18 protein-coding genes are annotated in these 22,080 nt (G+C 33.4%); 4 read left to right on the top strand and 14 right to left on the bottom strand.

Annotated elements, in window-relative coordinates; all coding sequences use genetic code 11:
• Window positions 1–497 precede the first annotated feature (497 nt).
• Both ACFS3A_RS24865 and ACFS3A_RS24860 read right to left on the bottom strand, forming a co-directional pair.
• The gene (locus ACFS3A_RS24865; protein WP_379828254.1) at window positions 498–1,487 is read right to left on the bottom strand and encodes a hypothetical protein; all 990 of its coding nucleotides are present in this window, start codon (window positions 1,485–1,487) and stop codon (window positions 498–500) included.
• A 66-nt stretch (window positions 1,488–1,553) separates the two neighbouring features.
• Window positions 1,554–2,342, bottom strand: a complete 789-nt coding sequence (locus ACFS3A_RS24860) for a hypothetical protein (protein WP_379828253.1) — start codon at window positions 2,340–2,342, stop codon at window positions 1,554–1,556.
• A gap of 71 nt (window positions 2,343–2,413) precedes the next feature.
• Between ACFS3A_RS24860 and ACFS3A_RS24855 the strand changes: the two genes are divergently transcribed.
• Window positions 2,414–4,177: a DUF4209 domain-containing protein gene (locus ACFS3A_RS24855; protein ID WP_379828252.1), complete on the top strand. Its 1,764-nt coding sequence runs from the start codon at window positions 2,414–2,416 to the stop codon at window positions 4,175–4,177.
• A 126-nt stretch (window positions 4,178–4,303) separates the two neighbouring features.
• Here the strand turns inward: ACFS3A_RS24855 and ACFS3A_RS24850 are convergent, their stop codons facing one another.
• The 8 genes from ACFS3A_RS24850 to ACFS3A_RS24815 form a co-directional block, all read right to left on the bottom strand.
• Window positions 4,304–5,107, bottom strand: a complete 804-nt coding sequence (locus tag ACFS3A_RS24850) for a hypothetical protein (protein ID WP_379828251.1) — start codon at window positions 5,105–5,107, stop codon at window positions 4,304–4,306.
• A gap of 117 nt (window positions 5,108–5,224) precedes the next feature.
• Window positions 5,225–5,515: a hypothetical protein gene (locus ACFS3A_RS24845; RefSeq protein WP_379828250.1), complete on the bottom strand. Its 291-nt coding sequence runs from the start codon at window positions 5,513–5,515 to the stop codon at window positions 5,225–5,227.
• A 278-nt stretch (window positions 5,516–5,793) separates the two neighbouring features.
• Window positions 5,794–6,753 carry a hypothetical protein gene (locus tag ACFS3A_RS24840; RefSeq protein WP_379828249.1) on the bottom strand — a complete coding sequence of 320 codons (960 nt, stop codon included), beginning with the start codon at window positions 6,751–6,753 and terminating at the stop codon, window positions 5,794–5,796.
• A 531-nt stretch (window positions 6,754–7,284) separates the two neighbouring features.
• On the bottom strand, window positions 7,285–7,860 hold the full coding sequence (locus ACFS3A_RS24835; protein ID WP_379828248.1) for a hypothetical protein: 576 nt from the start codon (window positions 7,858–7,860) through the stop codon (window positions 7,285–7,287).
• A gap of 168 nt (window positions 7,861–8,028) precedes the next feature.
• Entirely contained in the window at window positions 8,029–8,943 is a 915-nt protein-coding gene (locus tag ACFS3A_RS24830; protein WP_379828247.1) for a DUF2971 domain-containing protein, read from the bottom strand.
• A 171-nt stretch (window positions 8,944–9,114) separates the two neighbouring features.
• The gene (locus ACFS3A_RS24825) at window positions 9,115–9,978 is read right to left on the bottom strand and encodes an HNH endonuclease (RefSeq protein ID WP_379828246.1); all 864 of its coding nucleotides are present in this window, start codon (window positions 9,976–9,978) and stop codon (window positions 9,115–9,117) included.
• A gap of 146 nt (window positions 9,979–10,124) precedes the next feature.
• Complete coding sequence (locus tag ACFS3A_RS24820) at window positions 10,125–10,247, bottom strand: hypothetical protein (protein WP_379828245.1); 123 nt, start codon at window positions 10,245–10,247, stop codon at window positions 10,125–10,127.
• 31 nt (window positions 10,248–10,278) lie between these two features.
• Window positions 10,279–10,527 carry a transcriptional regulator gene (locus ACFS3A_RS24815; protein WP_379828244.1) on the bottom strand — a complete coding sequence of 83 codons (249 nt, stop codon included), beginning with the start codon at window positions 10,525–10,527 and terminating at the stop codon, window positions 10,279–10,281.
• A 618-nt stretch (window positions 10,528–11,145) separates the two neighbouring features.
• Here ACFS3A_RS24815 and ACFS3A_RS24810 point away from each other — a divergent pair.
• The 3 genes from ACFS3A_RS24810 to ACFS3A_RS24800 are packed head-to-tail and all read left to right on the top strand — an operon-like array spanning window position 11,146 to window position 18,144.
• A complete protein-coding gene (locus ACFS3A_RS24810; RefSeq protein WP_379828243.1) occupies window positions 11,146–14,112 on the top strand; it encodes a SusC/RagA family TonB-linked outer membrane protein in 2,967 nt (988 codons plus the stop codon).
• A gap of 10 nt (window positions 14,113–14,122) precedes the next feature.
• The gene (locus tag ACFS3A_RS24805; RefSeq protein WP_379828242.1) at window positions 14,123–15,499 is read left to right on the top strand and encodes a RagB/SusD family nutrient uptake outer membrane protein; all 1,377 of its coding nucleotides are present in this window, start codon (window positions 14,123–14,125) and stop codon (window positions 15,497–15,499) included.
• An 11-nt stretch (window positions 15,500–15,510) separates the two neighbouring features.
• Window positions 15,511–18,144 (top strand): S9 family peptidase, encoded by a 2,634-nt coding sequence (locus ACFS3A_RS24800; RefSeq protein WP_379828241.1) that lies wholly within the window; start codon window positions 15,511–15,513, stop codon window positions 18,142–18,144.
• Window positions 18,145–18,217: 73 nt separating this feature from the next.
• Here the strand turns inward: ACFS3A_RS24800 and ACFS3A_RS24795 are convergent, their stop codons facing one another.
• The 4 genes from ACFS3A_RS24795 to ACFS3A_RS24780 all read right to left on the bottom strand — a co-directional run bounded on the left by ACFS3A_RS24795 (window position 18,218) and on the right by ACFS3A_RS24780 (window position 21,866).
• Window positions 18,218–18,493 carry a DUF6520 family protein gene (locus ACFS3A_RS24795; protein WP_379828240.1) on the bottom strand — a complete coding sequence of 92 codons (276 nt, stop codon included), beginning with the start codon at window positions 18,491–18,493 and terminating at the stop codon, window positions 18,218–18,220.
• Between the two features lie 87 nt (window positions 18,494–18,580).
• Window positions 18,581–20,113, bottom strand: a complete 1,533-nt coding sequence (locus ACFS3A_RS24790) for a DoxX family protein (protein WP_379828239.1) — start codon at window positions 20,111–20,113, stop codon at window positions 18,581–18,583.
• A gap of 240 nt (window positions 20,114–20,353) precedes the next feature.
• The gene (locus tag ACFS3A_RS24785) at window positions 20,354–21,415 is read right to left on the bottom strand and encodes a DUF932 domain-containing protein (RefSeq protein WP_379828238.1); all 1,062 of its coding nucleotides are present in this window, start codon (window positions 21,413–21,415) and stop codon (window positions 20,354–20,356) included.
• A gap of 34 nt (window positions 21,416–21,449) precedes the next feature.
• Window positions 21,450–21,866 (bottom strand): single-stranded DNA-binding protein, encoded by a 417-nt coding sequence (locus tag ACFS3A_RS24780; RefSeq protein ID WP_379828237.1) that lies wholly within the window; start codon window positions 21,864–21,866, stop codon window positions 21,450–21,452.
• Window positions 21,867–22,080: the final 214 nt, after the last annotated feature.

Raw genomic sequence — 22,080 nt, 5'->3', positions numbered from 1 at the left:
TCATTTTTTGCGTCAATAAGAATTCCTATTTCACAATTATTGCGTTCTGAAAAATCACACATGTTCATTGATGTTATAATCATCTTTGATTCATTGAATTAAAATTTAGCATGAAGATTTTCGGAAAAGTATAGTTCCAAAGTGTCTATCTCTTAAAAGGCCTTACGTTCATTTCGATTTAGTTTATCTTTACCGTAAATTATCTTTATTACAATGTTGTTACTCGCTGCTTCTTTAAGGCTTGAAGAAGTATTTTTGATATTTGCAAATACGGAGACACTAGTATCATCTCTCTTTTCGCTTCAATTATATTTTTTTCCAGATGATGTGAAGTTCCACTTGTTATTAAAAACTCTGCCATTTTATGCAATTATTCTTTTATTAAACCAGGTTTAATTTTGTTGGTAATTCACTACCTGATTTAATGATAAATAGAAATGTAAAATTGCTTCAAACTATGTATTGTTAAAAGTAAACTCAAAGAAATAGTATATGATTTATTCATACATATCTAAAAAACTAATTCTATCACTATCATTTTCAAAATTAAACATTGCAGAATGATTATTTTTATTACCTGCCTTCTTTGAGTACAAATTCCGAATATGTTCTGAAGTATCTAATTCAATATTTAAGGCTCGAATATCGAGCTTGTAACATTCAGAGTACGACTTATGTTTTTTATCTGGGAAATTCTTTTTAAAATCCAGATTATAAGTTGGCTCAAAGTATTTAATAAGTGCAGCCTCAGTAAAATTTATCTTTTGATTTTCAGAGATTTTGAATCCTTTATTATTAAAAAAATGTTCAACTAAATTTTTATCTCTTTTGTAACTGTTTCTTATATGATTTATGTGATTCTTTCCAATTGAAAGCAGCATGTCTGCCTGAGAAAAACTAGTTAGCATTATCCAAATATCACTTTCAGGATTTTGTGTTAATGAGTGAGTATAAATTTTTTGTAAAGTTTCATGCTTAAAAAGCCTTTTGATAGCAGTCCTTTTTCCATTTTTCCCATAAGCTTGTCCGATATATAAGACTTCATAATTTAAAATGTCTGGATTAATATTATCAGAAATTCCATTGCTATCAATCAGTGTGCTGGGTCTGGCAAAAATATGAGTTTTTTCTTTCTCCATGATTGCAAATAAATTATACGGATATTCTGTAATAAGTTCTAATTTTGATTTTGCCTCAAGGAATTCTGCATTTAAATGTACTATTCCATAACCGTCTTGATGATGAATAATAAAATCAAATTTGACTTTTTTACCTCTGCTTTTAAATGAATCTGGATTTATTGTAACCTTTGGTCTTTTAAGGATAAAATATATATGACAAGGATTATTGTCGTTAAAAGTTTCGTTTTTTTGTTTCGAGTAGCTTTCTAAATCTGCTCCCAAAATTAATTGATATGTATCCATATACATCGATAAGATACCTTCCGTACCAAATTTGTAATCAATTTTATCAAAAGGATTGTTCATATATTGTTAGATTAGATAGGACTATGTTTATTAGAATAATTTTCATATAGGAACAGAATTGGGTAACTATATTTTATTCACCTTAAAATATTTGGTTATTGTCTCACGTAATATTTCTAAATCTTTTTTATGATCGATTTTTTTTTGTTCAAAATGGTAATATATTTCACGATAAAACTTTGCTTTTTCTTCCGGAATATAGATAGATAGACTCTCGTATAATAAACATAAATTTTTAGTTATATTTAGCAATATAGTATCTACAGAAGTTTTAACTTCCCTTGGGATAAATGGATTTGTCTGTAAATTAATTAGATCAGAATATAAATTGTAAAATTTCTTTGTAAAGTACAATTTTTGTAAAGGCAAACCTTTATTTGTAGCCTCTTTTGATTTGACAAATATTCTCTGAGCATATTGTTTAATTGTTTGGTAATCGCCTATAACAGTTGAACCAAAACTATAAAGATCTTTATCTTTTATAACTTCAAATAATCCAGCTATATTTTCTTCACAATATCTGATAACTTCTTTATCTAGATCATCAAATATGTGATTCTCAAAGCTTTCTTCGCTTTTATAAATATCAAGTAAATAATTTATATCATAATTTATTTTCGTCATACTTAAATAATCAATTGACAAGTCTAAATTTAATCCTTTTCCTGTATGATTATCAATGAATTCAGTAATAATTTTCATTTGATATTTAACCATTTCACTTCTTATTGGATTAAAGAGTGTTTTCTTCGCATTCACATAAGTCATAAAAGCTAAGCATCCCGTAAATATCCAGAATAATATATTTGCAAAATCTTTTGCATTACTTTGAACGTAATCTATTAAATAATACATATCTTTTATTTATCAATGATTCATAAATTAGTTAAAATAGTTTTAATTAAATGTAACATAAAATTTCATCAATGAAAAGACCTGAAGAAGTTACTGCTTTTTTCAATTCTCTTGAAAATATAAAATCATTAAACGTTTGGAATATTACTAAAGAACTAAGTGATTGTGATAAAATTAAAACTACAGCTTGGCGAAAAAAAATCATCATAGAAAGGAAAGTTTTGTTTCACAACTTGAATGATGGACAGCTATGTTCTAATGCACAAAGCACAAATAACAGGGGTAGATCAGATAAAACATTACTGTTTTCCAAAACTGACATTAGTTACATCATTACTCGATTAAATGAGACATCAAACGTATGGTTGAAATCAAGATATTCACATATTCTTTGGCAAGAAACCAAAAATAATAATTATGCCGAAATTGCAATTCAAAACTATATGGAGAGTATAAATTTGATTAAAGCAAAAGAATCTCGAGAACTCGACATCATTTTAGAAGCAATTTTTTTCATATCAAAATCTACAAAAAGAAAACAGGAAGAAGCTAAAAAGATAACGTTAGATTTAATCGAAGGTGTTCCAAACTATTTTAAAACTGTAATTCTAAATAGTATTTTGAAACATAATTTTTTGAAACATATTGAACTAAATAGCATTGCAGATAAAATTTTAGACTGGGTTGATGAAAAATCGCCTGTAGCATATTTCAACAACAAAAAAACATTAGAAGTGGCTTTAATTTTGTTTGACAAGGTTAAACGCCCAAATGAAAGAATTTATGAATTATTAGCTGAAAACGAAGATGAAATTATAGCTCAACATGACGATGAAAGTTTTGTAAAATCAACTGCGTTAGCTGAAAAGGCAAAATACTTAAAAAGAGCTAAGAAAGAAGAGGAATATAATGTAGTTCAATTAGAATACACCAGACTTAAACAGAAAATTAAACTAAACAAAATAAGTGTTCCTCTAGATGACGATCTCAACGAAATATTCAATATATATTTGAGAGCAAAATCTGATTCAATACTTGAACACCCTACTGAAGAGATCCTAGCTTTCTTGTCTATCAATGAAGAAATATTAGTGGATCCAAAAAATATTTCTGAACAGGCTAACCAAAAAATTAATAACTCTTTATACGGTCTTTGCAGTACTAGTATATTTGATATAAACGGCAATACAAAAAAATTAAATGATAAGGAAAAATTTGATTTTGAAAAACTTAACTTATATGTTGTTGCTCATAACATTCAAGTTTCTGTCTTGTTTTTAAGAGTTTTTATTGATGGCGTCATATATGGTAAGCTAAATTATTATAAAACATTTGAATTTCTTGAAAAACATTCATGGTACGGAATGAAGTTTCGAAAAAGCTTAAAAAATGATGAAGAAGAAGCCAATTCGTCTTGGCTTTCTCTATTAGCCCCCGGCATACATAACTTTCTTTCTCAGTTTGAATTATCAATATTAATGAACACAAATAAAATTAGCAATTTTATTCTTTGCATTGATTCAATGACAATTAAATTCGAGGGTGCATTACGTGATTTTATTAGACTCTCCGGTGGTTCTACAACGGGAGAAAGAAAAGGAGAAACACAGGAACATTTACTGGAAGAGTTGCTGGAAAATCCTATTACCAAAGAGTATTTTTCAGAAAAAGATATCGAGTTATTTAAATTCACCTTTACAAAAAAGGGTAAAAATATCCGCAATAATGTAGCGCATTCTTTTATGGAATATTCAGATTATAGTCTACAAACCGCATCGCTTGTTTTCTTTTGTATACTGAGACTGGGGAAATATACTTTTGAAAAACAGATATAGATAGTTTTCTTTGATTTAGAATTTACAATTTTTGTATTTGCCAAATAATCTCAAATGCAAAACCAACTTTCAATTAATTCAATTGTTCAAATAAATAGTGTTAGTTGTTATTGGTATCCAATATTTTCATTTTAAAATAGGATTCCAAATAATATTATAATTTTGAATAAGATGGGATTGAACTAAAATAATTTGATTGATTATGTTTTCAGATGCAAGTTTTTCAATATTATCAAGACCATCATTTAAGTAAATTTCGTTATATAAGGTATTTAGAGTCGCCAAAAAATTTCCATCTTTTCTAGTTTCACTATATTCCAAGATTTTCTCTGCTTTTTGAATGGATATTTCCTGTGTTTGAGAACAGATATAGCCGTTCGTTGATAATTTGTAAATCATATAATGCTCATCTCCATCATTGATATCAAAGTTAGGAGGGAAAAACTTGGTTTGATTAAATTGACTACAATCTATAACTATGGAATTGGCTAATATTAATCTGTTTTGAAAATAATTATGAAAATCAAATTCATTATGAAAACATGGTGCACAATAATAAACCCTATCAGTTGGAAAAGTAGAGGCTAGCTTTCTTAACATTTCAAATTGGCCTGGATAAATCATTCCTCCTCTCGTCGATGCCTTATTATAAATATGAAATCTATAATAAGGTAAATATGTATTTGTTAGACCTGACTTAATTTCTGCAGCTCCTCTTCTTCCGAATAAGTAATCACTTCGTTTGAATTGATAATATTCTGAGTGACTATAAAAATCTACAAAAAAATCTACAGGTAAATCCTTTTCAAGAGAAGTTGAAGGAAACATAAAATAGCTCCATTGAGAATATCCAAATGCAGAACTACGACTATGTAATTCATTTAGAAACCCAAAAACGAATTGTGTTTCACTAAATTCTGATTTTGCCATATTCGCATATTTTTTGGTTTGTTGAGTTTTGATTCCTCAAAACGTTCTAGAGCTAAAAACAGTTTTGGATTAAGTAAACCCAATCTATTAACTAACTCTTTATCTTTATATGTTAAATTATTTATGTTTTCCTAAAATCGGTTTCAATTCTTCTGCAAGTTTATTTTCCAAAACTCCGATATAATCTGCCATTTCATATTCAAATTCTAATATATTCATTTTTAAAGAAACATTAGTACCTTTTGTCCAAGAGAAAAGCTGAAGTCCTTGTGCTCTAGTAGTTTTATAGTAACCCAAGTGTTGAGCTAATCTTCCCCAAATTCCTTTCTTGACTTTACCTACATAAAGAACTTTGCTTTTTGGAAAATTCTTTTTAATTGCAGGTACTACCTTAGAATTTTCTCTCAATTTGTATTCTGTAACTCTATTTACTATTTCTTAGGCAGAATGATTTGATTGAATTTCAAAATAGTAAAGACAAGGTCCTGATTCTTTTTGTAACTACATCAAGAATATACGAAAAATCACTCCGTTTTAAAACATTTATAAAATTGTAATCTTTCATTCCGAAACAGTCAATGTCAAATTGATAAATATGTTTTGCGTCCTTTTCCAAAACATTAAGTAACGGTGCTATCGCATTTAAACTAAATTATTTAATCTTCTCGTTCATTTTTCTTAGCAGTTTAAAATAATAGACTGTTTTCTGGACTTTGATCTATATTGTTAAACATAAGGTCGACATATAGTTCAACTTCAGCATCGGTGTCTTCTTTACCTAAATCAAAACGAAAATCATGCTGACGTGCTTCATAAATATATATTTCCGTCATAGCGTCTATTAGTATAAATAGTCTAATACAATTATCTTTTGTTGCAAATTGATTATCGTTTAAAATATGGGAAGCTACATGACGGTTAAAGTTTGAGTGAGCCAATCCATTGGTAGTCGGTTTATAGAAATGGTCATTAATAATTTTGTCGCATGCTTTACAAAAAACATCATGAAATAAAATATTATAAGGGCAAGGTTGACGCATGAATGAATTTTTAAAAAACTTTCTAATATCTTCGAAAGGTGGTTTCTCCTCCGAATCTTTATAACCCATCCAACGGATAAGAATACCTTCTACAACGGGAAGCAATGTCATAAAACAACTAATGAAATTATTTCTATAATATGAAATTGTAGCTGCATCAATCATCTTTGTAAATAAATCAAAATGAGGTAGTTTTTCTATCCTGCCTTTTTTTTGCATTACTCTTAATTTTGGATGCATAGTTACATCTCCTATTAATTTGATTAATTGTGCTTCTGTAACCGGAAGATCTACTACTAGTTTATTGGCATAATCCACTTCAGATTGAGTTGTGAAAATATTCATGCATAGCGCATAATTAGCCAAAGTATTATTTAGGTTAATTAGATTGGTAATTTCTTTTTCAGAAGTTCCTTGTGTATTTGGCACGGTCGATCGTTTTTTTCTTTCTTTTTTTTTCTTGTCAAGATATAACTGATTTGCTTTTGAACTGAATCTAAACCATTCATTATCATCAATATTTAATGTTTGCTTTAATTGTTCAATAGTTTGTCCACTCTCTATTTCACTAATAATTTTCTCACCCATAAGAGTTGATTTCGACATAAATATATTTTTTAGAATTTCAAAAAAAGGCTGTTCTGTTCATTTTTTTTCTTAGAGAATATTTTTTACTTTTTTATTAGGGTCTATTAGTGATATTTGCAATTCTCGTCGGTATTGAACATCAGTAGTCATAAAATTGTAAGCGATAATGTATTCTGCTTTAAAACTTCCAAGCATATCTTAATTTAATTTTATTAGCTGCATTTGCTAAAAACAAATGTTCTTGGCTAGACGAAAATACGATAAAGCGATAACTCAGGTTTATTTGCAAATACATAGAGACTTATTTATTATTGATATTTATGTGTTTTTTATAATTTACTGTAAAAAATGAGTTTTTCTTAATATTGATAAATAGTTGTCTTCCTCAGCATTTCGATTAAAATGCATAACTTCATTATTAATATTGTTTACATCTACTAACATTTTTTGAAGAATACCCCCTGTCAACTTTAATGGCTATTTTTTTTAATAACTCTTCATTATTGAAAATTAGGATTTAGTACCCAAAAGGTAAATCTGAAAGTTGTTTTATTTTGTTTCTTTTTTAACTTTTTCCCATTCATTTTTAAGAATTACTTTTAGCTTATTTATAAAAGTTTCCAAATTCTCATTCGCTTCAGTGATGTCTTTTTCTGAATTATATTCATTTTTTACTAGCTTAATAAATCCATTGATTAATGTGATAATTTCAATGTCTTCTTTATAATTGAGTCTTAACTTAAATAAATTTAGATTTTTAATAAATTCAGTTCTTGTCCATATTCTATTTTTTGAAAGAATATTTGAAGTTTTTGCATTAAAAAAATTTTGCTGATACTCGAAAGTTATTTCGACTCTTCGATTTTCAGATGGATCTTCATTTTTAATTTCTTCAACTTCTAATTGTAAGTAATTTAAAAAGCCAGATAATTCACTTATTATTTCACTTCCTTCGTTTCTTATTGTCTCTAAACACTTTATCCTTTCTGATGTAATTGTATCAATGAATTTGGTCTTTTTAAGGTTTTTGGTGGTTACAATAATATTGGTCAAAGAAATTAAAAAAGTAAGGAAAACACCGACAGGTAGAAAATCTTTGAATATTTCTCTAATTATTTCTAACATTTTTTTTTATAACTATTAAAACTTAAATCTTTAATTATATTTGGTTTAGGGTTAAATTAGTCCCCCCTTAATTTAAATTTTCAAAGCATCTTCTTTGACAAAGCATTCTTTCTATTTAAGCCAATTTTCTCAAATAATTTGTAGTTAATGTTTAGTTATAGTTAATCTTTATATATTGATTCTCTCTAACATTACTCCATTTAAAATCATTTTATATAAAGTGCAATTTATATCATTTGATTTTAAATGATCTTTAATTTCAAATATATCATCATCTTTCACTCTTGTGCCGAATGTAATAGATTTAATAAATTCTTTATCAATAGGTACATCAGTATAAGATTTATCGGTCTGATTTATTGCCATAAGAGATTTTTGATTTGTTTGGAAATTATGCTCGAATTTAATTTGACCAAAGTTTTCAGCATACATTAACCTATATTCCTCTTCATAACTCCATGCTGACCTTTTGGAAAAAATAACATCTTTAATAATTAAATCACGTAATTCTTGTGTTTCACCATACAGTAGTAAATCTAAAGAATTAGTTTTTGGATGTAAATTTTCATGATATTCAACTTTTCCCTCATTTAAATTATATGGTCTCTCAATATATAAATCTGAAAGTTCTATAACACAGCCATAATGTTGGTCAGCATAATGTGCCCACATTAATTTATTATCATATTTGTTTGTAACACAAAGTATTCTAAAAATTTTTATTAATCCTTTATTAATATATTCTCGAAAATCTGCTTCAGGATTACTTGCAAGATTTATTACCTTATCAACTATAGAAGATGAATCAAATGTTTTCTGTTGTAAAGATATTTGAATCATTCCTATAATCATATTTGTTATAGAACTGAATTTATTATAATCATAATCTAAAGTTTCACCTTTAGCTATTCTAGTTAGAATATCATAATATTCACGATTAGCTTTTTCAAAACTTTCTTTTGAGTATGGAACAAATTGACATTCTTCAATATCGTTAAATTGTAAAGGACTTGACCATCTTAATGATTTGTTTTCAATAATAAGTTTAGTAGTGCCTAATGTTGTGTATTTAAAATAGCTCATATTTGTTTATAGAATTCTTTACATGATTACAGCTGGAGTTCTGGAACTTACAGCGGGTTTGGAATTAAATTAAAGTCCATTCTTCGGATTTGCAAAATCATCCCAAATGCAACATCATTTTTACATTAGGCAAATGCCTAAATAAGTTGTCGTGGCTATTACAGGTTGGCATTATTTTAACGATTTTCTAATAAATTTGTCAAGCCAAATGTCTGCTATTTTTCCTGATTCAAAATACTGTTCTTTATTTTGCTTATCCCTCCAAACAATCTTTCCAGTATTGTCACATGAAACTTCTAGGCGTATTAATTCTTGTTTTGTGACAGGATTAAAAGGATCACTACGACCATGTTTATCAAAATAACCCTTTACAATAGCAAATAGCAAATATGAATTTAGCGCCATGTTTCCATAAGCTTGGTAAAATTGACATAACAAGGAAAAACCGTTGAGCATTACATCGCAAATATGGTGCTGATTATCCCGAGCAATAATATTTAAGTCTGGAGCCATTGAATGTGATTTGGAGATAAAGTCCTTAATATGTTGTTTAAGTTCTCCTACCTCAGTGAATGCAAGATCTAAACTTTTAGGATGATACAGAGCTTCTGTCGAATATTTCATACTTGTAATTTTTTGATTCTTATTTACCATGAAGGCTAATAAATTTTCTTGTACTGAAATTTCTTTAGTTATTTTTTCTTTTGGATTGTCAAGAGTATTTCGCACCCATGCTTCATGTTTTTCCTTTATAATTTTTAAATAATTTTTTTGGTAAAATTCGACACGCTCGTCAATCATCTTGTGATCATTGCTACAAAGTAAAATAAGATTGTCAGTTTGGTCATAATCAAAATTTGGTATAACTTCATGACGTGGACCGTTGTCTTGACTACTAACTATATGACACTCTTCGCCTAGGTTCAAAATCACATCGAATTGATCTTTTTCTAAAACTAATTCTTTTTGACAAATGGCACAGCGATTTCCTGATTTTGCCCAAAGTGTTTTTCGTGTTTTTACAGAAATACTCATAAATTAAATTATAAAATGGAATTATATTCTTGATTCTGTGGGTTAATTCCTGGTAAATTATATACTAGTCATAAAATAGTTTAAATAAATCCAAATTCTTTTAGCTTTATGTCATTGCACTTAATTTACCAAACTTACAAATCATTTTACTTTTCTTTACGGTTTTCCATAACCTTATCGTTGTAGCTGCAAAATAATTCTTTTAAGAATGAAAAGACCACCGTAGAAATACCTGTTTTTAAATTATTGAGCATAAAAAAAGATGCCATTTGGCATCTTTTTTATCAATTGATTGTATAGTTATAAATATTCCTTTTCACATTCTATAAAGAACTGTGATAATGTCATCTCTTCTTTCCTTAAAATTTTTATTAATGTATTTATGGGAATATTATACCCTTCATCACTTGCGATTTTTGAAATAGTACTGGTTACAAGATCACATTGATTACCATATGATGTAAAACTCACATCTTTTCCTTCTTCATCCTTTCTACCAACTATCCATTTTTTTGCAATAAAATTACATATATGCTTTTTGGAAAGCATACATTTAGTTGCGAAAGAAGTAGATTTATTTGTATTCAATTTATCAGTTTGTATTAACAAAATAAAACCATTTACATAAAAAAATCGTTTGCGATAGCAAACGGATAAATATTTTTCTTATATTTGCTTTTAATCCGTTAGGATTGTATTTTTGCGATACTTCTTATAAAATATTTGAAGCATTCGCTTTGAATCTCGTTTCAGAAAATTGGCGTTTTTAAAACCACGAGATGATAAGTAAGATGCTCACGACCTTATGGACGTGGGCTCACTTATTAGTGGTTGGGTATGCCAATGCCTCTGAAACAATAAGCTGAGTTCTGCGTCCTTTTATAATAACTCGAATAAAATTCAAAGTAAATCTTTCTTTATTTTAAAGTTTCGCATTGCAAGTGTTGAACCTTTAACTTAATTATTTAAATGTGAATTAAACAAATTATCTTCCTTATATGACCATTAAGCCGTTTACTTAATGCATAAAAAATGGCCCTCTACCGCAGCGACCAAACTAGCATAGAGGACCGTAGCTAATCAAACTATCATTAAACTAACCAATCCAATATTATGAATTATTTTTCATTTTACAAGGGTGGGAAAATGCTTTATTGCCTTTTTTTTATGGGTTTTATATTGTCTTTCTCATCTTCTTCAGCACGAAATTCAGCACGGAGTTACAAATTATTTTTTCAACAACATCAGATTCAAGGTATTATTACTGACGGAAGTGCTCCGCTTCCCGGCGTAACAATTTCTGTCAGAGGCAGGGCAGATAAAGCCGCTATTACAGATTATACCGGTAATTATCTAATTTATGCTGGTGCTAATGACACTCTTACAGTTTCTTTCATTGGTTTTAAAACTAAACTTATTCCTGTGTCTGGACAAACTAAGATAGATGTTATTCTTCTTTATGATACTACTACGCTGCAGGAAGTCAGGGTCAATGCAGGTTATTATTCCGTTAAGGAAAGCGAACGCACCGGTAGTATCGCGAGAATAACTTCTAAAGACATAGAAACCCAGCCGGTAACCAATGTTCTTGCAACCATGCAGGGGCGCATTGCAGGTGTTAGCATTACGCAGTCTTCCGGAGTTCCCGGCGGAGGTTTCGATATTAAAATCAGGGGACAGAATAGCTTGCGCGCCACAGCAAATGCGCCATTATATATTATTGATGGAGTTCCTTACTCTTCAGATCCAATTGGTTCAACTGCCACTTCTACCATATTTCAATCCTCAACGAGTCCTCTTAATAGCATCAACACTGATACGATAGAGAGTATCGAGGTTTTAAAAGATGCAGATGCCACCTCTATTTATGGTTCTAGAGGAGCAAACGGGGTTGTGCTTATCACGACCAAAAAAGGAAAAGCCGGAAAAACAAAATTCAGCCTTACCAGTTCAACGGGAGCTGGAACCGTAACTAGATTTCTTAAACTAATGAATACACAGGAGTATCTCAAAATGAGAAGACAGGCATTTATTAACGATGGAATTCCATATGGAGAAACTGATTACGATGTAAATGGAACATGGGATCAAAACCGCTACACTGACTGGCAGAAAGAATTATTAGGCGGAACAGCGCAAATGAATGACCTGCAAGGCAGTGTTTCAGGAGGAAGCGATACAACGCAGTTTTTGTTTAATGGAAATTACCATAGCCAAACCAGCGTCTTTCCGGGCGATTTTAAATATGTGCGGGGTGGCGAACAACTAAATATCAACCATCGCTCCGAAGATAATAAATTCAACATTACATTTTCTGCAGGTTACACCATACAGGACAACAACCTGCCATCAACTGATTATTCAAGTCTCGCCAGATTTCTTTCTCCAAATGCCCCCGCTTTATATAATCCAGATGGTTCTCTGAATTGGGAGAATGCAACCTGGGAGAATCCCCTTAGTAATAATAATTCACAGTTTCATTCACATACAAAAGATTTAATTGCAAGTACCCTTTTGTCTTATGAGATTTTCAATGGTTTAAGCCTTAAAAGCAGCTTCGGTTTTTCTGATCTTAGCACGCTGGAAACCAGAACCAATCCTTCCACTTTGTACAATCCAATTTATAATATAAGCAGTATTCGATCGTCAATTTATACCAATAATACCGGAAGGTCATCTTGGATTGTTGAACCGCAGATTAATTGGAAAAAAAACATTTTGGATGGAGATTTAGACATGCTGGCCGGCGCTACATACCAGCAGCAGTTAAGTACTACTCTATACCTGTATGCAAACGGATTCAGTTCAAACAGTCTAATTTATAATCTTGCATCGGCAAATAGTGTCAGCATTCGAGGGAACAATGAAAATGAATATAAGTATCAAGCATTTTTCGGCAGGATAAATTACAATTGGAACAAGAGGTATATAGTAAACCTAACTGCGAGACGTGATGGTTCAAGCCGGTTTGGTCCGGGAAACCAGTTCGCAGTTTTTGGAGCGGCCGGAGCTGCATGGCTTTTTTCCAATGAAAATTTTCTTAAAAATAGTTCTTGGCTGAGTTTTGGAAAACTGCGAGCCAGCTATGGCTCTACAGGCAACGATCAAATTGGTGACTACCAATTTTTAAACACTTATTCAAGTTCCGGAGTAAATTACAATGGAGTTATAGGTCTTCAGCCATCCAGACTTTTTAATCCTGATTTTGGATGGGAAATCAATAAAAAGCTGGAAGCTGCTGTTGAACTTGGCTTCTTGAAAGATCGTATTACGATGTCGGCAGCTTATTATCAAAACCGCTCTTCTAATCAGCTCGTAGGGATACCGCTGCCTGGAACTACAGGGTTCTCGACACTGCAGGCCAATCTTGCGGCAACTGTTAAAAACAAAGGCATTGAGTTTACTTTTCAAACCATTAACTTCAATTCAGAAAATTTTAAATTTTCCACCAGCTTTAATTTCACTTTGCAAAGAAATGAGCTTCTCCAGTTTCCAGGTCTGGAAAGTTCTACCTACAGCCAAAGGTATAGAATAGGAAGTCCTTTGAATATTTTACTCCTGTACAAATTAAAAGGAATAAATCAGCAGACTGGCATTTATGAATACGAAGATTTAAATAACGATGGAAAAATTACTTATCCAGAAGACAAACAATATGCTGCCGACCTGAATCCTAAGTATTTTGGAGGGTTGCAAAACCATATAGAATATAAAAACTGGAAACTTGACTTTCTGTTCCAATTCGTAAAACAGCAGAACCAGATATATCCCATGGGAGCTGCAGGTGATATGTCCAATAAGCAGCAAAGATTTACCAGCAGCTGGCAGAATCCTGGAGATGCTTCCCAGTACCAAATTTACACTACAGGACAGAACAGTGCAGCTGTTATGGGGCAGTTTTATTACAATGACAGCGACGCAACATTGACTGATGCCTCGTTTATAAGACTAAAAAATATTTCACTTTCTTACAAACTGCCTTTAAAACCGCAGCAGACAAGCTGCACAATAATGCTGCAGGCGCAGAATCTGCTGACTTTTACAAATTATAAAGATGGAGATCCCGAATTTATAACTTATGGCTTTCTACCCCCTTTAAAAGTTATTTCAGCAGCAGTACAATTGAATTTTTAAATCTAAAATTATGAGAACAATAATTATGCAAATAAGCATATTGTGCACAATCATTATGCTTGCTGGATGCGATTCATTTGTTGAAGTTAATCTTCCAAAATCGCAGTTAACAAATACAGCCGTTTTTGAAAGTTATGCCACCGCTGATGCAGCAATGGCTGATATTTATGCAAAAATAAGGGACTCGGGACTGCTTAACGGTTCTTATACGGGAATATCAAATCAGTTAGGAAACTATACTGATGAACTGACAGCATTTGGAGGTCCCTCGAACCCCAGCATTCCTTTTTTTAATAATACTCTTCTAGCTTCGTCAGGAAATGTTTTAGCATATTGGAATACTTCCTATAACCAGATTTATGCCGCCAACGCAGTAATTGAAGGACTTCAAGCCAGCAAGAATATAGAACAAGAGAATAAAAACAGGCTTTTAGGGGAAGCAATGTTTATTCGCGCGCTTTCGCATTTCTATCTGGTTAAGCTCTTTGGCGGTATTCCCTACATAAAAAGCACGGACTATCGGCAAAACAGTACTGCAAACAGGATTAGTGCAGAAGAGGTCTACAAAAATATCATCTCAGATCTGGAAAAAGCGATATCTTTTCTTCCTGTAAACTACAGCAGCGGTCAGAGAATACGTCCAAACAAATACTGCGGAAAGGCATTACTGGCTCGTACATATTTAGAAAACCACTCTTATGAGCAAGCGGCAAATGAGTCATCATCAGTAATTAATAATACTGCGATGTACTCGCTTCCTGCACCAAACTCTGTTTTTTTACTAAATTCCACAGAAACCATCTGGCAGCTTCAGTCAGCCACAGCAGGACAGAATACTCTGCAGGGGACCTTATTTATATTTGACCAAGGGCCACCTGCATTTACGGCCCTTAGTTCTTCTCTTGTCCAATCATTTTCAGAACAGGATCTTCGAAAAATTAACTGGACAAAAGAAGTGAAAAACAATGGACAGTCATGGTTTCATGCTTATAAATACAAAGAACAGAGTAACACTCCAGTTTCAAAGGAATACTCCATAATTTTCAGGACAGCCGAACAGTACCTTATACGAGCGGAAGCAAGAGCCAGAATAGGAGATTTGATTGGAGCTAAAGAAGACCTGAATAAACTCAGAACCCGTGCCGGACTTGGAAATACAGCTGCCGAGTCACAGGACGAAGTCCTAAAAGCGGTGCTTGATGAAAGAAGATGGGAACTTTTTACAGAATCGGGACATCGGTTTTTTGATCTGCAGCGTTTCAAAAAACTTGACGCCGTTCTTTCCTTAGTTAAGCCTGGCTGGGATATCAATGACCAGTTGCTCCCGATTCCAGAAAATGAGCTTAATACTAATCCTAATCTAAGACCGCAAAATCCAGGATATTAATTTTTACACTTATGCACACTCTTTATAAATCAAATCAACTTCTTTTTAGAATACCAGCTTTAGTTTTGTTTTCAATTTTGTTTTTAGTAGCCTGTCCGATACGTGGGCAGGCAGTACTAAAAAAACAGCTTTCATCCTCTGATTATGATTTATGGGGGTCGCTAGAAGTCGACAGGATATCACCTAATGAAAACTGGACAAGCTATCGAATGACTTATGAAAATGGAGCAGACACTCTTTTTGTCAAAAATACGGTTACAAATAAAGTATATGAGTTTCCATCTGTTCGCCAGACAATTTTTACCAGGAACAACTATTTTATATACCATTCCAAGGACTCTATACATATTTTTGATCCTGAGAGTAACAGGGAAGAGAGTTTTCCTGCTTCCCAGAATTACAACTATTCCCAAATTACTGATCTGCTTATCATAGAGGACGTGCAAGAAAACAAACTGCTTATCAAAATCCCCTTTGGAAAAATTTTAAGAAAAATTTCCCATGCAAAGAATTATTCCGTCAGTCCAGACTCACACAGCCTTATTTACATAACCTTTTATAATGGAATTAATTCTGCACAAATTGTAGACCTCCGTAAAATCAATAGTACAAAAACAATTACAAAAGGAAGTAATTCGTTTGAGAATTTTAAATGGTCCAATAACTCTAAAGCAGTTGCATTTTATTCAAAAAGCGATGCTTATAGCATAAAATCATTATTTTTTTTAGCTCTGCAGCCAGAAAAATTGTTTGAGCTTAATCCTGCGATGGATGTTACAATTCCAAATGATATGATTTTAGCAGATAAATATGGGGATGCCTTGGTTGTTGCCGACAATGCGAAGATGCTCTTTTTTAATGCAGCGGCAAAATCTTCAGCCTCCAATGTTCCGGAATCAAAGGTGGAAATATGGAACACAAATGATAAATGGATATACCCTGATGAGCAGAGCCGTGGGAATTTTAACAAGAAGCAAAAAATAATGCTATGGCAGCCTTATTCACGAAGCATTTCTGCAATTTCCTCAGATTCACTTCCAAAGGTCATCCTGACGGGAAACTATGAGCATGCCATTTTATCCAATCCCAAGGATTACGAACCTCAGTTCGATTTCCAGGGGCCGAGAGATTTTTACATTATGGATGTTAAAAATGGCTGTAAAGAGCTTCTACTTAAAAAACAGTCAGCAATATATTGGGATTTAGTGCCCTCGCCGCTTGGCCGTTACATTGCATATTATCGTGAAAAAAATTGGTGGATTTATGATATCGCAACTAAATCCCATACTAATATAACTTTAAAAACTGGGGTTTCCTTTCAAGGAAAGATACGAACATTTGAATATAACACCACATTTGGAAATCCCGCCTGGAGTAAAGCAGATAAAGAAATTTTGCTTTATGATGAGTTTGATATCTGGGCCATAACGCCAGATGGCAAATATGTTAGGCGGCTTACAAAAGGACGTGAATCAAAAATTAAATTTCGCATTGCTAAAATTCCAAGCAAAAATGTTCTTGCATTCACTTATAGCGGACTAGTTATTCCAAATATTGATATCGAAAAGGAGTTCCTATTGCAAGCTGAAGGCGATGACGGAAAGACTGGATTTTTTAGATGGAATAAAAAAACTGGAGAAGAGCCAATTGTATTTAGAGATTCTTACATCAGTGATCTGAATTACAGTTCAAAAAAGCAGACCTATTTTATTACTGAACAAAAATTTGACCTGCCGCCTAGCTTAATCTCCTGCCAAAACACATCTAACTGCAAAACAATTTTTCAGAGTAACCCTCAGCACAATAAATTTTATTGGGGAAAGACTGAACTGATACATTTTAAAAATTCAAAAAAACAAGAAGTAAAAGGGGTCTTGCATTATCCAGCAGATTATGATCCGCAAAAAAAGTATCCGATGATTGTAAGCATTTATGAAGAACAGTCTAGGGATCTGCATATTTACAAAAACCCTACGTCCTATAATGCGGCAGGAATAAATTCAACTGTATTTACTACACAGGGATACTTCTTTTTTCTTCCCGATATTATTCATGAAAGTGAAAATGCAGGACCATCATCCTTTGACTGCGTGACGGCCGGGACGCAAAAAGTTATAGATATGGGACTTGTAGATTCAAAGAAAATAGCTTTATTAGGACACTCTTTTGGAGGTTATGAAACTGCATTTATAATCAATCACACCAATATGTTTGCTGCAGCTGTAGCCAGTGGAGCTATAACAGATCTGAGGAGTTATTATCTGACTGTCGGATGGAACCATTTGAAAGCCAATATGTGGCGCTTTGCAACTGAAGAGTGGAGACTTAAAGGAAAAACTCCATTCGAAAATCCGACAGATTTTGACAGGAATTCCCCGCTTGAATCTATTTTAAAGCTCGATACCCCACTGCTTATGTGGACAGGTAAAGAAGATACGCAAGTTGACTGGCATCAAAGTATTGAGTATTATCTAGCTCTCAGAAGACTTGAAAAAAAAAGCATTTTACTTTTATATCCGGGGGAAAATCATGTACTGTCAAATCCTGTTAACCAGAATGATATTTTCGAAAGAGTCTTGCAGTGGATGGATTATTATCTTAAGGACGAGAAAAAATATACATGGATAAGCAAAGCAATGAAATAGCTATAGCCTAAAGAAAAATGAAGAATGCCGTTCAATTGAGCGGCATTCTTTTTTTAATTAATAAATTTCATAATCATGGTTGACGCCACAAAATCTCTTTACAGTCATCAGCTGTGCCAAAGGCGCGTGTTCCGCTTGTGCCACCACCAACATAGCAGTACGAGTCTGCCTCGGTGGTATTACAGTTCTGAGGCTGATTTAGTATGCAATTTCCCATGGCATTTCTTGGGTAACCAACTTGAGGTGCAGTACTCTTAGATGCACTCTGCATCGAAGTAGTTACAAAGGCACCGGATACCGCCAGTGCAACAACAGCAATAGGCAGTACATTTTTAAATGGTGTTTTCATAATAATTAAGATTATATTAAACAATGATCTACTTTTTTACAGGTGTTCGATCTTTTATCCTGAAACCGGCCGGTATAATTTAAAAACTCAGTTCGATTTCAGCGATGAGTTCTTTATTTCCTTTCTGATGTTTTCTTTTAGTTGATAAGCCACTAGATGATTACCTATTAAAGCATATAAATATGTATCTGTAACTATAAAGGATTTTAACTTTTCTACTTTAATATTATAAACTGGAAAACTTAAAAGATAGGAATGCTTGCTAATATCATATATATCAATTACAGAAGAATGTTTCCATGTTTTTTCATCTTCATATCTTCCCATTATCCTGGAATTGACAAAAAGTAGATTTTTGAAGGCATAACCGTGAGCATTAACTAAAAGCGGCGGTGCAGACATAGTCCTTCCAGATCCGTTCTTTACGTAAGTGACTTTAATTTTTGCCTTTGAAATAGTATCGATAGTATGTCCTCTGTAATCAATTTTACAGTCTTTGCCGGTAACAATAAACTCATTTCTGTAATAATATAAATATATCATCTTTTCAAGATGTTCACTATACAACAAGGCACCATCCGTATCAAAAATCCCGTCAATCTGTTTCTCCAAAATAGAATTATGGTATTTTATTTTGGGTTTGCTTTCGGCAATAAAAATCCCCAGTACATTAGATAAATTCCGGCCGCTATTGTTGCGAAATATTATTGTAGTGCTGTCCGCCGGTTCTGCACGGGTGAAATAAGGCATCCCGATGAATTTTTTATTAATTTTCCAGTTTCCAACACTGCCTCTGAATAATGCAGGAGCTCTTCCGTCTTTTAAAAAAATATAATTACCCCTGACGCTTAAAGTGACATTTTGGAAAGGGATATTACCAGGATCAAAATCAATTTTTTCAATTTTTTTATTCTGCAGATTGCTGCCAAAAGATACCATAATCTGAGGATTGCTGTAGTTCCCCAGATATAATCTCTTGTTGGTAAATCCGGCTATATAAAATGAATTAAACTTTAAATCCGTCTGTTTTAGCATTTCCGCAGCATTTTTAACGTATCTTCTTTGAAAGGGATTATTGTAGCGCATTATATCCTCGGACCATAAAAACAAAAATATGACCCCAATTGTACCTGTAAAGCTAGAGAGCATTATTGTTTTTAAAGATGGCATAAACCATTTTTTATTATTTACATCCCTATCTATTTGACAATGCATTATTATACCGGTAAAAGCTAAGACAACGAAAACTAGATTGAACAGCATGTGATCATTCCAGCTCATTTTTTCCAATATGCCGCCGCACGAACAAGGAACATAAGAACTGTAATTGAGTATAACAAAGATATATACCGTAAACATAACCATGATGTTAAAAGCTGCCGCTAACGCCCATAATCTGGTAGTGCGAAAAATGAGTAGTGCTGAAATTAATAATTCAGCCAGTGGAACTATCCAGGATAACCAAGAAGCAAATGCACTTAAAAGAGGAGATTGTCCAAGCTGTACCTGAAAATTCTCAAAACCCATTAACTTGCTTGCTGCCGCATAAACGAACAGCAGCACATAAAGCATACAGATAATTTCAATGATGATACTTTTGATTTTTGGTGAAAGGGCCATAACTTATTTTGATTAGAAATGAAACAGAAAACGATCCTGATAAAAACTTAAACAAATGTAAATCAGTATTTTCGCATAAAACATATCCAAATCAGGGATTAATTTTTCCAAAACAGGGATTTTTCCTTCAAAGCGGATTTCAAAAATAGCGCGCTGTAAATCGGCTAGATTTGCAGCGCGGCGGGCACAAGAAATGCAGGCAGTCTAAAACTGCCTGCATCCTAATTTTTTTAAACTAATTTAATTCGGCATCACATAAGAATCGATTCCCTTAAAGGCGAGACCGCTGCAGATATTAAAAGCTGCCTGCCCGCGGAGCTGGGCTGTGCCTCCCATTAGGATTGAAGCAAGTTTCGCTTCCCCGCTTTTATACTTCCTCACATTCTGAAAATAGCCCGTAACGGCATTGTAAACGCCAAAAACCGTTCCTTTTGTTTCTGTTGTCTGCTGCGTGGGATGACTCATGCCGTATTCAAAAGCATCATCCACCATGTTGTTGAAACAGGCAGATAACTGCTCGTTTTTTCCTTCCTGAAGTTTTTTAAGCACTTCCTTTCCTGGTGCCATGGCATGCTGTATCAGTTTTTTAAATTCCTTATCCGTTACCCGTATTTTTGTCCAATGGTTAAATACTGCTTCCAGATTCGCAGTTAAATTATCTGCTATGCCCATTACTTTATGCGCCTGCTCCAAACGTTCTTTTGCGTTTGAGGTATGTCGGATGCGTACAGTATTGGTTTTAGACTGCATGGCCGCATTAAGAGTGTTGGCGCATACTATGCGGATGGGCGTAAACGCTGCCGTAATGCTGCCGCTTCCGTCATGGGAGGTGGTCAGGAAAAGATACTTTTCAATCAGGTCATCCTTTCCCACACGGATATAATCGGGAAGTTTAGCCGTGATAAAAATGCGTTCGCCGTTTCCAAGCGCCCCCGCTGTTTCGTAAAGAATGCCGTCACCGCCCACAATGCTGTCAAAAAAAGAAAAAGCATCCCTGTTCTGCACGATATGGTAATCTTTACCCACCACGCCCAGCACCGTATCAGTATCGGTGCGCACGGTGCTGCAGTAGTCTTTTATATCCAGTCTGCCCGATATAATATCATCCTGCGTCACAATCGGAGCAGAAGGCGTAAAAAGCCTTCTTTTCTCCACTTCAAAATCCAGTCCTGCGTGTGTTATCGCTTCGGCGCTTGTCGGGTAGTCCTGCACTATCTGACCCAGGTTGTGCCACGGCTTTTCCTTTACGCTGAAAAAACTGTGTTTTCCTGTCTGCTCATTAAAATAAATATGATGTGCCATGATTTCTGATTTTTTAATAGTTAAACTGACTCCTTTAAAATGGCACATCGTCCGCAGGCGCGCCATTTGCGTTCTTAGCAGCTTTTCTACTGTTTGCTTTCTGCCCCGCATTACTGCCTGCCGCGTCAGCTTCATTTCCCTTTTTAGCAAAAACAATAATGCTTACCGAATTCACATGAAAATCAATGCTTCCCATAGGGTTTCCCTCGCTGTTGATGTAGACGTGCATTCCGATTCTTCCTGATACCTGCACCACCGCCCCTTTCCTGATAAACTGCGCTGAGTTCACACTCAGCCAGTAAGAACAGTTGATAAAGGTTGTAACCTCTTTGTACTCTGTGCTTCCTTTCGGTTTGTAGCGGTCATTGACCGCTATGCTGAAATTAACCACTTCTCTTTCGCCTGCCTTATGCACTATGGCATCTGCTGTGACTCTTCCTGTAATTTCCATAATCTTAAAATTTAAAGGCTTGTAAAACCTATTAATACTGAATGATTTAACTGCTTCCCTTAAGTCCCGCTCCGCCCTTGAAAACTGTTTTCAAAAGAAAAAACGGAAAAAAAGAAAGCAGCAGTTAAGCGCAAGAGAAAGGCTGCACAGTGCTATAAGTCCCGAAGGGCAGAAGAAGTGAAACGGAGTCTGTTATGCGCACGAAGCAGACTAG

Source organism: Flavobacterium notoginsengisoli (genome assembly GCF_042686225.1).
Lineage (GTDB): Bacteria > Bacteroidota > Bacteroidia > Flavobacteriales > Flavobacteriaceae > Flavobacterium > Flavobacterium notoginsengisoli.
Note: the sequence above shows the minus strand (reverse complement) of the source record. Positions and strands in the feature narration are given on the sequence as shown.